Origin of the sequence: Burkholderia sp. SJZ089 (genome assembly GCF_007828315.1) — a bacterium.
Lineage (GTDB): Bacteria > Pseudomonadota > Gammaproteobacteria > Burkholderiales > Burkholderiaceae > Burkholderia > Burkholderia gladioli.
Genome location: NZ_VIUM01000032.1, coordinates 36,436 through 51,635, shown reverse-complemented (window position 1 = coordinate 51,635; position 15,200 = coordinate 36,436). Strand labels below are relative to the sequence as shown.

10 protein-coding genes and 4 pseudogenes are annotated in these 15,200 nt (G+C 58.4%); 7 read left to right on the top strand and 7 right to left on the bottom strand.

Features of this window, described 5'->3' with window-relative positions; translation table 11 throughout:
* Positions 1 to 190: 190 nt before the first annotated feature.
* The 6 genes and pseudogenes from FB600_RS35330 to FB600_RS35305 all read left to right on the top strand — a co-directional run.
* Positions 191 to 1,751 (top strand): annotated as a pseudogene (locus FB600_RS35330) (phage integrase family protein); the annotation flags it as partial.
* Positions 1,752 to 1,890: 139 nt separating this feature from the next.
* A complete protein-coding gene (locus FB600_RS35325; protein ID WP_244102825.1) occupies positions 1,891 to 2,637 on the top strand; it encodes a hypothetical protein in 747 nt (248 codons plus the stop codon).
* A 150-nt stretch (positions 2,638 to 2,787) separates the two neighbouring features.
* Positions 2,788 to 4,560 carry an NTPase KAP gene (locus tag FB600_RS35320; protein ID WP_145758157.1) on the top strand — a complete coding sequence of 591 codons (1,773 nt, stop codon included), beginning with the start codon at positions 2,788 to 2,790 and terminating at the stop codon, positions 4,558 to 4,560.
* A 136-nt stretch (positions 4,561 to 4,696) separates the two neighbouring features.
* Positions 4,697 to 5,077, top strand: coding sequence for a hypothetical protein (locus FB600_RS35315; protein WP_145758158.1), 381 nt, complete (start codon positions 4,697 to 4,699; stop codon positions 5,075 to 5,077).
* 27 nt (positions 5,078 to 5,104) lie between these two features.
* On the top strand, positions 5,105 to 5,644 hold the full coding sequence (locus FB600_RS35310; protein WP_315898362.1) for a hypothetical protein: 540 nt from the start codon (positions 5,105 to 5,107) through the stop codon (positions 5,642 to 5,644).
* A 114-nt stretch (positions 5,645 to 5,758) separates the two neighbouring features.
* Positions 5,759 to 6,657, top strand: a pseudogene (locus FB600_RS35305) (IS3 family transposase); the annotation flags it as partial.
* Between the two features lie 196 nt (positions 6,658 to 6,853).
* Here FB600_RS35305 and FB600_RS35300 read toward each other — a convergent pair.
* The 7 genes and pseudogenes from FB600_RS35300 to FB600_RS35275 form a co-directional block, all read right to left on the bottom strand.
* The gene (locus FB600_RS35300; protein ID WP_145758159.1) at positions 6,854 to 7,126 is read right to left on the bottom strand and encodes a hypothetical protein; all 273 of its coding nucleotides are present in this window, start codon (positions 7,124 to 7,126) and stop codon (positions 6,854 to 6,856) included.
* 315 nt (positions 7,127 to 7,441) lie between these two features.
* Positions 7,442 to 7,624, bottom strand: a pseudogene (locus tag FB600_RS38015) (IS5/IS1182 family transposase); the annotation flags it as partial.
* Positions 7,625 to 7,727: 103 nt separating this feature from the next.
* A pseudogene (locus tag FB600_RS38010) lies at positions 7,728 to 7,865 on the bottom strand (LuxR C-terminal-related transcriptional regulator); the annotation flags it as partial.
* 853 nt (positions 7,866 to 8,718) lie between these two features.
* Entirely contained in the window at positions 8,719 to 9,393 is a 675-nt protein-coding gene (locus FB600_RS35290) for a DUF1120 domain-containing protein (protein ID WP_145758160.1), read from the bottom strand.
* A gap of 157 nt (positions 9,394 to 9,550) precedes the next feature.
* Positions 9,551 to 10,354, bottom strand: a complete 804-nt coding sequence (locus tag FB600_RS35285; protein ID WP_145758161.1) for a fimbria/pilus chaperone family protein — start codon at positions 10,352 to 10,354, stop codon at positions 9,551 to 9,553.
* Complete coding sequence (locus FB600_RS35280; protein WP_261383544.1) at positions 10,347 to 12,908, bottom strand: fimbria/pilus outer membrane usher protein; 2,562 nt, start codon at positions 12,906 to 12,908, stop codon at positions 10,347 to 10,349. The genes FB600_RS35285 and FB600_RS35280 overlap by 8 nt, the downstream gene beginning before the upstream one ends.
* A 91-nt stretch (positions 12,909 to 12,999) precedes the next feature.
* Complete coding sequence (locus tag FB600_RS35275; protein ID WP_145758162.1) at positions 13,000 to 13,194, bottom strand: hypothetical protein; 195 nt, start codon at positions 13,192 to 13,194, stop codon at positions 13,000 to 13,002.
* Between the two features lie 836 nt (positions 13,195 to 14,030).
* Between FB600_RS35275 and FB600_RS35270 the strand changes: the two genes are divergently transcribed.
* Positions 14,031 to 14,726: a thiol:disulfide interchange protein DsbA/DsbL gene (locus tag FB600_RS35270; RefSeq protein WP_145758163.1), complete on the top strand. Its 696-nt coding sequence runs from the start codon at positions 14,031 to 14,033 to the stop codon at positions 14,724 to 14,726.
* Positions 14,727 to 15,200 lie beyond the last annotated feature (474 nt).

The window sequence follows — 15,200 nt, the reverse complement described above, 5'->3', positions numbered from 1 at the left end:
GGCTCGATGAAACGCATCGCGAAGCCGTTGAGCGAATTCATGCCATCTGCGGGAAACGTCCGAGTCCAGTCGATGGGTATTTCAACGGCCTGCTAAGCGAATCGGATCGAGACCCGATCACCCAATCTTATTTAGAATCAGTACCTTAAGTTGCGATGTGGCGGATTTTTTGTGAATCCCGGCCAACCCTCTTTCGCCGGTCTCGCTGCAGATGATCGAGCAGGCCGCCGGCAGCTGGGCGAAGGCGGCGCCGGCGCCCGGCCACGCGATCGCACGCTGGTTCCGGCCGCTGGTCGCACAGCGCCTCGCCGACGTCGACGTGCACACGCTCGGCGCGCTCGTCACGTACTGCAACCGGCGCGGCGGCAGCTGGTGGCGCTCGGTGCCGCGCATCGGCGTCGGGCGCGCGCGCATGCTGGTCGCGTGGCTGCGCCGGCACGCCGAGACGATCGGCGATACGGTGGCCGTCGACGTCGATAGCGTCGACCGGTTGGTGGCCGAGCCAAGCGCGCGCGTCACACTGCGCCGCGATCAGCTGGTGCCGATCCACCGGCTGAGGATGCCGCAGGATCTGGCGGGCGCGTCCGGCGTCAATCGCGCGCCGGCGTTTCCGTACATCGCCGCCGCGCACGATCTCGACGCGGTGTTCGCGTACCTGCACCGCTACGATGGTCAGGCGACGACGCAGCGCGCGTACTGGCGCGAACTCGAGCGTTTCGTGCTGTGGTGCGTGCTCGAGCGCGGGCGGCCGATGTCCTCGATGCTGGTCGACGACTGCGAAGCGTATAAGGCCTTTCTGGCGTCACCGTCGGACGCATTTCGCGGCCTGCGGGCGCCGCGCGGCTCGGGCCGCTGGCGGCCGTTTTCGCTGGAGCCGCTGTCGCTCGACAGTCAGCGCTATGCGGTGCGCACCTTGCGCGCGGCGTTCGACTGGCTCGTCAAAGTGCGTTACCTCGCCGGCAATCCGTGGGTCGCGGTGGCGGATCCGAAACCGCTGAAGCGCGCGACCACGCTGCAGGTGCAACGGGCGCTGCCGATCGACGTCTGGGCGAGGGTGCGGACCGAGCTCGCCGCGCGCAGCGAAGGGCAGGGGCCGCAGGGACCGGGACTGGCGCATCGCCCGCGTCTTGATCCTGTTGATGGGCGATGCGGGCCTGCGAATTGAAGAAGCGGTGACGGTCGAGCGCGGTGGCCTGCAATGGTGGCCGGCCGACGACGAGACGCCGGCGACGTGGCTGCTACGGGTGATCGGCAAAGGTCACAAGGAACGCTTCGTGCCCGTCACGGACGACACGATCGAGGCGCTGCGCGACCATTGGCAGGACCGCGGACTGGATTTCGACAGCGGCGCGGCGGGTCTGCCGCTCGTCGCGCCGACCGTGGTGCCGCCCACGGCGGCCGGGCGAAAAAAGTTCGGCGTGACGGACGCGGGTGAGGTGACGCGGGTGGCTGGTTATACGCCACGCGCGGCACGACGGGTGGTCACGCGCGCGCTCGAGCGCCTGCTCGAGCAGCTGCCGGGCCTCGCCGAGCCAACCCGGCGCCAATTGGCTCAGACCTCGCCACATGCGTTCCGGCACACGTTCGGCACGCAGTCCGCGGCGGCCGGCATGGCGCTCGAGGTGCTGCAGCAGGTCTTGGGCCACGCGTCGCTGCAGACCACCACGATCTACGTGAACGCGGAACAGCAGCGGATGCGGCAGGAGGCGGCGAAGTATCACGCGCGGCTGGCGGCCCGACGCGGCGAGTAGGGTCGACGCGGTGTTGTCAATGATCTGCCGAGCGGGCTGCGGGCGGCGCAAGAAGGACACCGGGGGCGACGGGGAGCAACGCGGGCGTCAGGCGGGATCCGGACGCCCACATTCATAAGCACAAGGAACGACGGGCACCATGATGACAACACGGCCGAAACCGATCACGGAACTGTATGCGTTTTTGGTCGAACACCACCACGTCAACGCGGTCATTCAACATGGCTTCATCGGCGAGTCGCTGTCGCCGGCGACCGTCGATGATCGGGCGTTGCTACTGATGCACCGGGTGCTGCAGACGCAGTCGAGACCGAAACTTGACCCGATCTGTCAGTTTTTCAGCAGGGTCCGGGATGAACGAGCGCACCGAACCTTCGCTGCCTTCCGCAAGCTCGTGACAGCCGATGGAAAACTGCGCGTGGTCGACGGTCTTGCACTGCAACCCGGTTGGGGCGCGAAGACCGCTGCGCTGTTCGTGCGCAACCTGGCGTATATCGAATCGACGCCGAAACTGCGCGCGAAGTTCTGGCGCGATACCCGCGTGCTTGAGGGCGACCAGCTGCGATTGCCGGTTGACGCGGTGATCTTGACGATCTTTGAGACGCTTGCCCCTCGCATCAATTGGCCAAAAGCAATTTCCGCCCCGAACGTCGGCCGGTACTTCCACAATGATCTTGGGTATCGCGATGAGGAGCTCTTGGTATGGGACGATCTGTGGTTCTGGGGCTTCGTGACGCAGAAGACCGTGCAAGGCAGGACGCGCGAGCTCGGATGGAATGAATCGAAGTACTGGGCCATTCCGCATGCACCAAGAGATCGTCAGTCGATCGCAGACATCCGGAGATGTAGCGAGCGATTTCTCAAGCTCATCTGCGCGGCCAAGTAGTCGTGCACCGTGAGTGCGCTCGAGCGGCGCGGCACGTGAATGCGGCGAGCGGAGACGGCGCGAACACGCGAAGCATGGCGAAACGGACTGGCACCAGCGCGTGAGAGGACGTAAATTCAGCCGGTCCGAAGAACAACATGCGGGGTGCCCATGACGCTGAAAGACACAAGAGAGCATTTGATTGCGGCGTTGGGCGATCGGGAAAACCGGGTCGTCGCGATGTCGGGGAAGTGGGGCACGGGAAAGAGCCATTTGTGGCGCGACATCAAAGACAATAGTGGAGACGAGGACATTGCCCGCGCGGTCTATGTGAGCATGTTCGGCGTCTCGGACATCAATCAGTTGCTACTCAAGGCCCTGCGCGCGGCGGTGCCCGTGGCCGCAGACGATTCGGCCTGGGCCGAGCGCATCCGAAAGATCGCGCTGGCGGGCTCGAAAATCATGCAAGGGTTTCACCGGGGGTTTGGTGCGCTCGAGGAGCTAGCCCTATTGGCAGCACCACAGTTTCTCCATGGTCGCATTGTCGTGGTGGACGATATTGAGCGGAAGCATCCGAAGCTGTCGGTCGACGAGATCCTTGGCTTTATCGACGAACTGACGCAGCAGCATGACGCTCGCTTTCTTCTGATTCTGAACGATGACAAGCTCGACGACGCGGCGAAGCACGCTTGGGCCACGTTGCGCGAAAAGGTCATCGATCAAGAGGTGCGGCTCATCACCACGCCAGAAGAGTCGTTCGAGATCGCGCAGGCACAGACCCGAACCCGCGATGACTTTGCGTCTCGTACGAAAGCGGTCGTCGACATGCTGGGCGTCGACAATATCCGCGTCATCCGCAGGATCATTCGCGCGGTCAATCGCATCCTGGCAGAGCGCGCGCTAAAGCCGGAGGTTCTCGATCGAACGATCCCCTCGATCGCTTTGCTGAGCACGATTCACTACCACGGCATGGACGACGCTCCCGATTTCGATTTTGTGTTGAATGCTGGCAGTTTCGATCACGCGCGCGATGAGGTGGAGTGGGACGACGAGAAGGGAAGCAAGGACGAGATAGCCGCGCGGCGCGCCAAATGGCGGGAGCTGCTGCGCGAGCTCGGCATCATGAGCTGCGACGAATTCGAGGAGCTCGTGATCGCCTTCCTGAAAGACGGCCAGTTCGATGCCAGCGGGGTGACGAATATTCTCGACCGCTACCAACGGGAAGCCGATCAACTGCTCGCGCAACAGACTGGGCAGGCGCTGAGTCGACGCTTGTATTGGGATATCGATTCCAGCGACCAGCGGCTGGTGGACGAAGCCAGGAATGCAATTCCTCACGCGAAGTACTGGGACGCCTACCTCGTGACGATCCTGGTCAACGAGCTCGCTCAACTGCCGGGTGGGCCCGAAGTGGGAGAGGCGTTTGTGCAAGCATGGATCGATGAGTTTCGGACGCGGGAGAAAACCGGTCGCGATGCGGATGAGGATCTGAGTGAGCTGCACCCCGCCATCGCAGCAGAGATTCGGGCTGACGTGCGACATGTTGCCGAGACAGCCAACGCGTCACTGCTCGAGGTGGTGAGACGAATCGTCAAGCAGAGCGGATGGGGCGCAACCGAAGAATTCGCGATGAAGAACGCCACCGCGCTCGACTTCGAGTCGACCATTCGCCAGTCAGGCATGGATGACCGAGCCTTCTTCTTGAAGCACATGATTCGCATGCGAAATGAGCGGCGAAACTACGATCCGCACTTCTGCAACGCTACCGAGCGCTTCGTGAATGCATGCCAATCGATCTTAAGTGCACCTGACACCGATCGCCTCGCGCGCTTAATCCGACGGGTCGTGACCGGGACCCCTCTCGGGCGCGAACTGGGGGTCGTGGATCCAGCGGCACAGCCTGCCGCGCGCCCGGCAGAGGAAGAAGGCCCGAAGCCGGCGTAAAACCTCGCTACTGCCAGTTGAGGCGATGACGCGTATCGACCGACCCAACGTTCATAACCGTAAATAGAGGCGACTCGTGCCAGCCTAAACCTACCACCGCATTGATCTTGCGCTCGAACAACTCGATGCAGCGCTCATGCTGTTTCTCGAGCACCGCGCCTTTCCGGCTGTGATCACGCTCGCGGCCGCAGCCGAGGAGGTGTTGGGCAAAGAGGTGAACCGACGCGGCAGGCAGGTCGCACTCGATCGCCGGGTCAACCGCTATGCGGCGGTGGATCGCAAAGCGGCAATTGCCGAAGCGAATCGCGTGCGGAACGCGCTCAAGCACTTTAGTGACTACGAGCAACCCGAGATCACCGCCGATCTGGAAGAGACTGCGCGCTGGATGCTTGAACGCGCCTGCGAGAACGCGTACACCCTGGAGCTTGATGTCCCGCGCTCGGCAGCGTTTGGCGAGTGGTACCACCAAACGCTCGTCGAGCGCCACGCAGCGCAGCAAGCAGCAGGTCCGACATAACACCGTCAAAGACAAAGCGGAGCGAACGTGGAAGCTGAATCGAATGCAATGGTCGATGCCCGGGCGAGGTATGCTGAATACTCGGTTTTGCGGGAGCGGATTGTCGAGCACATCTTCGTCGGCGAGGCCATGCGGCGGCTCTGGCAGCTCGGCGCCCTGAACGTCGAGATCCTGCGTGCGGAATTTGATTCGAGCGGCTATGACCTCGTCATGTGCTGCGGTAGCGCGATGCGACACGTTCAGTTCAAGGTGTCGTTGGTTGACGGCTCGCGAGGACAGGTGACCATCAACCAGCGGTTGGCCCACGCGCCGAGCGGGTGTGTGGTTTGGCTGGGCGTTACGGAAGATCTGGAGATCATGGAGTACCGGTGGTTCGGCGCGGAACCGGGCCAGCCACTGCCAGACCTCACCGGGCGCGCGCTGGCACGCCAGACGCGTGGCAATGCACAAGGCATAAAAGCGGAACGAGCGAATCAGCGGATACTCACGAAAGGTGCCTTCAAGCTGCTCGGGAGTCTGGACGAGACGGTTGAACGCCTCTTTTCGATCACGCGCTCCCAAGAGTAGGGCCAGTCGGCACACACGCTTCCGGTACGCGGGCCGTACCCGCCGCTTAGCACGTTGCGTGGCATTGCCCGCACTGGCGCTCGCCGACCACAAACCTTGCTACGATAGTTCCGCCGGGATCTCGAACTTGATGTGATGAAGGAGATCAACGCAAAAAAATGGTGAGCGCGCCCGCTCGCCGTCAGCAGGTTGCCTACGCGAAAGCGCGTGGTCTGTCGGAGCGGCGAGCGTGCGCGCTGATGTCGGTCGCGAGGTCGGCCCTGAATTACGAGTCGAGGCTGGCTGGGCGTGATGCGCCGGTGCTGGCGGCGATGTGTGTTTTATCGGCACAATATCCGCGCTACGGTTACCGCCGCATCCAGATTTTTCTGGATCGGCAAGGCCATCCGATGAGCGCCGACCGGGCTTGGCGACTGTGGCGTCTCGCGGGCTTGCAAGTGCCTCGCAAACGCCCACGCCGGCGAGTATCAGTGCATCGCCCGCGGCCTCAGCCTGCCACGACGGCCCGGTACGTCTGGGCCTATGACTTTGTGTTCGATGCCTGCGCCAACGGCCAGCAGTTGAAGTGTCTAACCGTGATCGACGAATACACGCGCGAATGCCTGGCCATCGATGTGGCAGGGTCGATTCGCTCGTGGCGGGTGATCGAAGTGTTGTCACGGCTGGTCAGCTTGCACGGTGCGCCACGTTACCTGCGTTCGGACAACGGCCCGGAGTTCGTGTCACGCGCCATTCTGAAATGGGCTGCCCGGCACGGCATGGACATGGCGCTCAGCGATCCCGGCAAACCTTGGCAGAACGGCGCTGACGAGAGCTTCAACGGCAAGTTACGAGATGAATGCCTGAGCCTTGAATGGTTTCGAACGCGCACGGAAGCGAAGGTTGTGATCGAGCAGTGGCGGCGTCACTACAATGCCATCCGGCCGCATTCAAGCTTGGCCTATCTGACGCCCAACGAGTTCAAGCCGCGGTATTGTTCAACTGAAGCAACCGAGGCCGTTCTCCAAGATTGAAATCGCCCGAAGTAATCAGGCAGGTCAAGATGGTTCAGCGTGCAGTTGGCGTGGCTATCAAGTACTTCAGCAGGGCCGGGCCAAGCCTCGCTGCTGGCCTCTACAATCTATGCCAATGCCTAGCGGCGGAGCCTTCGCGAGGACGACACGACATACACCCGATCGTCAGAATTTGTGCGGCTCCCTTTCGTACTGGTCACAGGTGCCCGAGTCCGATCGCCTCGCGGAATGTGCGTTGAGCCTTTGCCACGCCATACACTTCCCCTTGTCGATAGCCCCGCTCGTAAATTGCGATTGCTTGGTTGATCTGCTCGACGGTGGTGTCGCGCGGCAGCATGAAAGCGAGGTCGTGGTCGCCGTCGTCATGCCATACCGCAACCACGGGGCTAGCCGAGCCGGGCAGGCTCCGCGTCGCGCAAAACCCTGGCGTAATGCCCGCGATTTCGACGTCGTCAGCGTGTTGAGACATTGCTTTTCTCCAGTAGAGCCAGACCGGCGCCCATGCGCCGGACGGTTGGCGAAAGAGGGGTAATGCGCGCGGCCGTGTCGTCAATGACGGCCTCCAAGCGAACAGCACGCGTCGTCGCTTGGGTTGCTCCAATGGTGAAACACGCAGATTGACGTTCGGCTAGAACAACCAGACAACGAGCAGCCTTCGCCCGAAGCCGCTTCGCAGGATGCTGAATGTCAGCGACGTGGCCGGCGTCGCCCGAGAAAGGCACGATGCTTGCGCTGGGCTGTTTGTTGCTCTGCCGTATAAGCGCTAAATCGCACGTTCAGAAACCTACTCGGGAAGCCTTAATATTTTCCAGCAGATGAGAGGGCAACCGAATTCGAGGAAAGCTTTGTGAATGTCCGCACGACGATCGAAGCGAGTGTGAAGTCAGCGAAAACCATCGAGTCAGGTATGGGTCCGTTCGAACGCCCATCGATACGTGCCGTGGCTGCCCTGCCATGTACGATGGCGGATTCGTCCTCAGATTGCACCACACATTGAGTCCCAGGTTGCGTGCGTATTCGTAGAGGTCGGCATCCCTTTTAAGGCCGTGCTTGCGCTTGACCGATATCTTGGCCCAACTGACCGTCTTGATTGTTCGATGCAGCATTTTAGAAACCTCTGCTGGTGATTTACCGCCGGTCAGAAGACGCAGTACTTCCCGCTCGCGAGTTGTCAAACGGGCTGCCGTGTGGCTTTCCGCCGAAGTCATCCCGAATTTGGCCAGTTTGTGTCGTAATTTGTCATTGACATAATCGGATCCTCTCATGACCACCTGAATTGTGAGTGGCCTGCAACTCGCTCCTTTCGGCGCCGTTTGCCACGATGCCGAGTAGCATCGCGCGCAGCAGACCGGCATTGGTCATATTCGTCAGTACAATGAACGGCAATTCGGTGTATTCCCGTCGGATCGCGCCCAACATGGCCAAGCCGTCGGCGTGCCCGGTGCCTGGCAAAGTCGGTGATCAGAACGTCGCCAGCGATACGGCTCAGTATCTGCAGGAGCTCACTTGAGTTGCGCGCTTCGTCAGCTACTTTCAGCCCACCATGTTCGATGATGACCCGACAGCCGAGCAATATGATTGGATGATCATCTGCAAGCACAACGCGCCAAGTCATTTCGCAATCCTCCACACAAGACTGACTTAAAGAATACCAAGAGAGCTGCTATCGAGGGTGGGCGGCAAGGAAAATCAGAAATGGCCTATTTAAAATAAAAATAGGAATCGGCTTACTTCCAATTCATCTTTTTTTGTGTGATTTTGGTATGAAAAGGTGGTGAATTTTGGGTGGTGATGTTGATTTATTTCTTGATTGCATAATTTTTATATTTTCTAAAGAAGTTTTTGGCAATAGCTGAAAAATCGTACTTTGCTCATGTGGCTGCTGTAGATCGCGGTGGCGGTCGAATAAGTTCGTCGAACGGCGCGCTCAATCTAAGTTTTTCCATGCCAAAGAGATCAAGGTGCGTCTACCAGACGTACAAGCAAAAACCGGCAGGCATTAGCCCGCCGGTATGTTTCACCTACCTACGACTTATTTGAGCATGTTATTGCGTCGGTGCTTTAGAAGTAGCGGACAAAGAACTGTGCCTTCCCGTTGAACGGAACCTCTTGAGTGTTCGTGATCAAATTGCCGTGGTTGATCTGTGGTACCACGTCGAACGAGAAAGTAAACGCATTGGCACTTGCGGGCTGCGACGCGGCGTCAAGCACCGTATATTGCTCGTTTTGATTGTATCCCCAGCCGAACTGAACCGGAGAGAAGGCCGTTATCGTTTCGCCGTGACCAGCCCAGCCGAAGTTCGTTTTGTTCTCGGTTGCGTCATAGGATGAAGACTTGGTAATCATCGTAAAGTTGCCAATCTTGTTGTTGTTAACGGGGTCGTTGCCGATACCGAAGATTCGAGCTTGCTCGTTACCATTCGGAAGCCCACCGATTTGCTTAGCGGCCAGCGCCGAATCCTTGTTCGGATCCTGTGCCCAGAAGGCGACACGGGTTTTCAGGCCATCGGCGCATTGCATCGAGAGCGTTACCGGTTTGGGATCGAGTTGCGTAAAGTCCGTTGGATTGAGGTTCGCATGGGGAATCTTCCCCCAATCGAGGTCTGCTCCGCCAGTGAAGGAGGCTTGGCAAGCGGGCGGGGTGATCACCCCTTTTACCGTGACGTCGGCGGTGTCAGCGTGAGCGACACCGGCGGCCATCAATGCACAAAGCGCGGTAAATTTGATGATACGCATGTTGAATTTCTCCATTGAGATAGTTGACGGCATGATGTTTCCATTTCGGAAACCCATGTTTTGCAGCAAGACAGCTGCGAGGGGGGCGGAGAACGATCGGATCGTCCGCCGCCGGTTCGGATATGCCTCGAGTTACCAGATATGTGGTACTGGACGGTTACTCGTGCTTGTTTTCAGTTCGGGATTCCAGCTCGCCCGCAGGTGCTTGTCCGCCAGAAGGGCGTTCTTCGGAAGCTGACTCCCTCGCGATGTCGAGTGTGGCTTTACGATCGTTGACGACATAGCTGTAATCGGATACAGCAGAAAACGTGACTGTTGCGCCAGCCTGCGCCGCATATCCGGCGGGTAGTGCCGTACAATTTTCTGAGGACGGCAATGCATAGGCCTTGGGCATGCTCACCGGCACATTGTTGGGCTGCAAAGTGACGTCGTTCACAAAACGGATGGCCATCTTCGTGTCGTTCGATACACAAAGCTGGTCGCCCTGGACACGCCACTTCAGGTACTCCCATTTGTTTTCCACGGGCCTGTATCCCTTCGGACGAATGACGACCGGCAAATCCTGGCCAATCATGAGACTGACGCGGCCTGCCTTCTCGTGGGACGGTGGGATGCCCATGAACTGCACGCGAGCAAGATGCTCCTTGCTTAGCGATTTGTTGCTGCGAAACAGCACACGCACGACCTGCGTTTCTCCGGGTTGCACCTGTACCGCTGCAGGCACCGGGACCAACGCACCATCCAGGTCGTCGTCGTCTAGACGCTGGATCTTGGTGTACAGCAGGACGGGTTGATCCTGTGTGTTCTTCACACCGATGGAGCCTTCCTTGTCAGCTTCCTCTATGACCAGTACGGATGTGTCTGGCTGGACGGCCGAACCGGATCGTGCGTGCGCTGTGCCACCGGCAATTGCAATGCTCATCATGGCAGTCAGGGTCACGGTGGTATAGTATTTAGTCATGCTTATCTCCACAGTAAACAGAAATATCGATAAGGTCCGTTGCATGGCGCAGATCCAGCGCTTGCTTGTCGATACGGCAGGCGTTCTTACCACTGTCGGTCAAGCGGGCTCCGCCTTCGGCGAGGCGCGCTACCCCCTTCTCGTTCAGCATCAGCACGTTCTCGTCGACGGTGTAGCCGAGCATGTCCGCATTGCTGTCCGTGACTAACGTTCCCATTGGAAACCTTGAACTTCCAGACGTTAGCCGGAATAGATACTGACGATCGTCATCGGAAGCGAATTCGACTTTACCGACGGCGCCGTGCTTGATGCTGATTTCCTGACGCGGGTTTTTGACGTATGCACCGTTCGGCAAGGTCTTGGTGACGATGGCGGTGATATTGGGCTTGCCCTCAAAAAGCTGCGGGACGACGGTCAAGCCGTCGCGATTTGTGGTCACCCTTGCGGTAGGTGTGTTCACATCGACGTAGCTACGAATTCCTGTATCTAGTATGGCGAACGAGTCCCGGACCGGTTCGGAGGAGAACACAATGTTGCCTTTTGCCGCAGCGGCGGAACCGATGAAGTTCGCGGCATAAGAATGGCTACCCTGACTGGTGCCGGAGTAGTACCAGTTGGTATTCGCGTACGGAGTGCGCCAGTAAGCCTGGCCATAATGGCGGTTGATTGGCGAACCTGCGTACTCGCTGCGCTCCATGCCTGCGCTCAACTTTAGGTTTTCGGTGAGGTTCTGGCTGATGCTGCTGCCGAAGCGAGCCTGTTTCGGCGATGTATAAACGTACGACGTCAACGAGCCGGATTTGCCGTCGATCTCGAACGGAATGGTCAGATTAAGGTAAGCTGACAAGTTGCCTCTACGACGTGTTTCCCGCCATGATCTGCGTGGGCCCGATGCGGATTCGTTCGACGTCCAGCCATAACTTAGGCTGCCGCCGAGGGTAAAGCGGGATGCCGCGTAACTGGAATTCAAAGTCAGCGTATTGTTCGCGCGTTCGTTGTAGTGCGTGTAGCGGGCCGCTGACAGCCCCAGGTTTAAGCGGCTGACAACGGGTACGCTGACGCCGGCCGCGACGGTATAGCGTGGCACGACTTGCGACCCGGTCCAGGTCCGAAGATCCAACTGGCTCATGCCCAGATCCCGGTATTTTCGGCTCTGCCAGTCGACCGAAAAATATGGATTGAATGCACGTACCTGCGCCGATAACGTGGTGTTGAACTTTGTCCCGACATCACCGTGGCGTCCGCTGCGCGCGAGGGTCACGCTGGTGCTTCCATTCACGCCTGCCGGAATCCAGTTGTAGCTCACGCCTGCGCCGATGCCCGTGTACCTGCTGGCCAGCAGGGCGCCAAAGTAAGGCTGCACGTCGTTGTTGAACGGTAGCCTGTATTCGCCGCCCAATACAGGCCCGTTTCCGAGGCTGCGAGACGCATCGATCTGTCCCGCGAAGACGGAAAAGTTCGACGATGCTTCTCGGCTGACCTTGAATGCTGCCTTGGGCACGGTAAAGCGTTGTACGCCGCCGTTGGTTGTGCGCACTAGCACTTCGGCGTCCGCATAGCCGGTCTGCAGTGGCACCGCTTCGAACGCAAACTGGCCGGCCGGGACCGGTCTGCTGAAAACCACCCGGCCGTGCTGGAGCACCTCGACCTGCGCGAAATCGGTGGCGGAGCCGTTGATGTCCACGGTGGCGCCGCCACTTTGCAGGCCCACGTTGTTGCTGGCGGTAAAGCCATAGATTTGTCCGGCGCCGAACATCGAATTGCCGACGGCCATATATCCGGCACGCACGCGATACGCATCCGCGATGTCCGTTTCCGCATACGCACCGTTCAGGCTGCTCCTAGCGTAGTTGAATCCCGACGACGACCCGAAACGACTGTAAGCGAAGTCGGTGCGCAGCAGATAGCTGTCAAGGTTAGCTCCCCATGACATGAGCGCCGTCGTCGAGCTTCCACTGGATCCGTTACTGGTGCTGTAGTTGGTGGCGATGTTGTAGTTGAAAAAGGTACCGTAACCGCCAACCTGAACGTTCTTGTAAACAGACGTGTCATTGAGGTAATAGTCCCCCAGGCTGATGGTTAGCGCATTGGACTTCTTCTCATATCGCAGTTGCATCCCAGGCATCGCGGCGACATTGAGACATCCGCCGTCATCGTCGAGCGCGACAAGCTTCTGTTTCACGCCGAACGTATCCAATAGTTCTGTGCTCAGGCAGGCTTCGCCGTTCTCGTTGAAATCAACCTCTTTTACGCCAAGATACTTGCCATTCAGGTAGATACCAACTTGTTGAACGCCCGTTGTCCGCGCAACCTGTTCAAGCAGGTCGTCGGCGTGAGCAGAGTCCACACCCAAAGCCTCGAGTGCTTTGCGGTCGTATCGAACTTCGTTCAATGCAGGAGACGCTATTGCACCGTTATCCAGAAAGAGGCAAGCCAACGCAGCAGCTGCGGCAACCGAATGCAGTTTGGGGTGTGGGACACCTATCGGGCGTCCAGGCTGGAAGTGGAGTAACGTCATGGCAATTGGGGCGAGTGAATGGTAGATGCTCGGCAATAAACTTTCCGCTTAGAACCGCTCGTTGAAAATCACGTGGAGTCGCGTCGCCGGAACACCTGGAGAGCAGCCGGTGCGCAATGTGGAATCTCTATTTTTTAGGGGGAATCAACTCAAAAACCGTTGCCGCATGAGTGCCCTCGTCCATGGGCGTACCGTTGGGAGCGAGGTGTGCGGAGCGCTGGCGATGTAAATGCGCGATTGCATGCGGTGCAACTAACATCGATGCGCATGCAACGAGCCGCTCTAGCTTGAGATTGAAACGAATCGCGGATTGCGTGCTCATATGTCCTTTTCCGATTTTCGATATGCCGTGATGACCGTCGACAAAGGTGCGTGGTGATGAACCCAATTGCTCTGCGTCGTCTCGCCAGCACTCAACGCGGTTCGCAGTCTCCCCCGAGACTTGGCGTTCATCCATCATCCTGAACACATCCTGAACACTTCACGGATGCGCAGGCATTTTCGTTAAGACTTCGTCAATGTTGGTTGGCGCTGGCCGGGAAGACGAGGACACTGCGCCTGTGTTTTTCAGGCGTGTCTCTTATTTCTTTAGTACGAAGTTGACCGATCACGATGGCGACAGACTGGACTTCAACGGACGATCCCCACTGGCATCGCGCTGTGAAAGCGTCCGGCCCGACTTCGCGCTTCGCTGGCCTGCTCAAAGACAAGAGCGAGTCGTGAACGTGTTCTGTTAAAGGGAGGGACTGCAAGCTGTCTTCGAGCGGCAGTCGTATGCTGATGAAAGCAAGGAAGGATGTTGGCGGCGACGCATGTGAGCAGCCGACTTACAGGCGGGTTCTCGGCATCGCTCTGGATTAGCTTTACAAGTGCAAGTTCTTCCAGTACAGCGGCTGGTGATCGAGCATGCCGGTGATGTATGAACCCTATAGGGGCTTGGCATGCATGGTACTAGGCCGATGCCAACATGCCTGCCACTGTGAAGACTCGTCCGCGGATGGTGCGATTTTGTCGCGAATCGTGCATGGTTTTGACGCATTCCCGGTGCCGCCCAGCCTTGCCCCATCGAACGCCCGTGTGCGACGGTTAGCATGCTTTCATACGTGTCAACCGCTCGTTTGTATCGAACGAAATCTACGAACAGAAATACACTGTCCCATGAAAATTCTGCTTGGTATTCTTCTTCTGACTTTTAACATGGCAGCCGGCTTCGCATTGGCCTCGCCATCCGCACCAGTTGCCGGCACGGACTACGAGGTGATGAAATCGGCAGCGCCCTTCTCGGCACCGCCTGGCAAGATTGAGGTCATCGTATTCTTCTGGTATGGATGCAGGCATTGCCATTCCCTCGAATTGGCAATCCAGCCGTGGGTACGGAAAAACGCCGATAAGATCGACTTAAAGCGAATCCCCGTCGCGTTCCGTTCTGATTATGTTCCGCATTCGCAGCTGTTCTACGCACTGTCTGCGCTTGGTGTTTCCGATAAAATATCGCCGGCAATTTTCGACGCCATTTTGAAGCGCCGAAACTATCTGCTAACGCCACAATCGCAGGCCGATTTTCTCTCGACACAAGGAATCGAAAAATCGAAATTCTTAGCTGCATACAACTCGTTCGGCGTGCATGAGCAAGTCAGCCAGTCGGTCGCATTGACTAAGTGCTATTCGATAAGCGGCGTACCGACGATTGTGATTCATGGGAAGTACAAAACAGGACCTGCCTATACGAAGAGCGTCGAAGGGGCAGTTCAGGTCACCGACTACCTTGTACGTCAGTTCCCGAAACAACAAGGCGGGTTGATTCCGGGCAGACCTGATGTCCCCGGCAAAGAGTCACGGGAAGATCAGGGCTGATTTCATACTACTGGGACAGATGGTCGTGTTGCAGGTGTGTGGCTGAGCAGCGTTGGCATTGTGTGTAGACGGTTGTGAGTCGTTTTTCCGCACCGATAAGCCGGGTGCGAAAAGCCCGGTCGCCAAGTAATCGAGTTTGCAGATGAAATTAGAATTTCAGGTGAGTGCCGGTGTCGGCCGAGGGGCAAGGTTCTTGTCGGTTAATCAAGGAGAGGTTGCACGATCCGGATTTCGTAAAAATATTAAAAATTGTAAACACTGTATCATAAAAATCACGGGGATCGAGGGCGGGTTGGGTGGGAACTCGCGGAACCTATAATAGTTGGCTAGCGGTGTATCGTTCGCCGACGTGTTGTTTGACCAAGATCCAAGCTTCGGCAGTGTGAGCGCCTTTGCGGATCAATAATCTGACCAGCCTCGAAACGGTCCCGTCTATCGGCGTTGGTATCAACTGCTCTTTATCGAGGGTGCCTG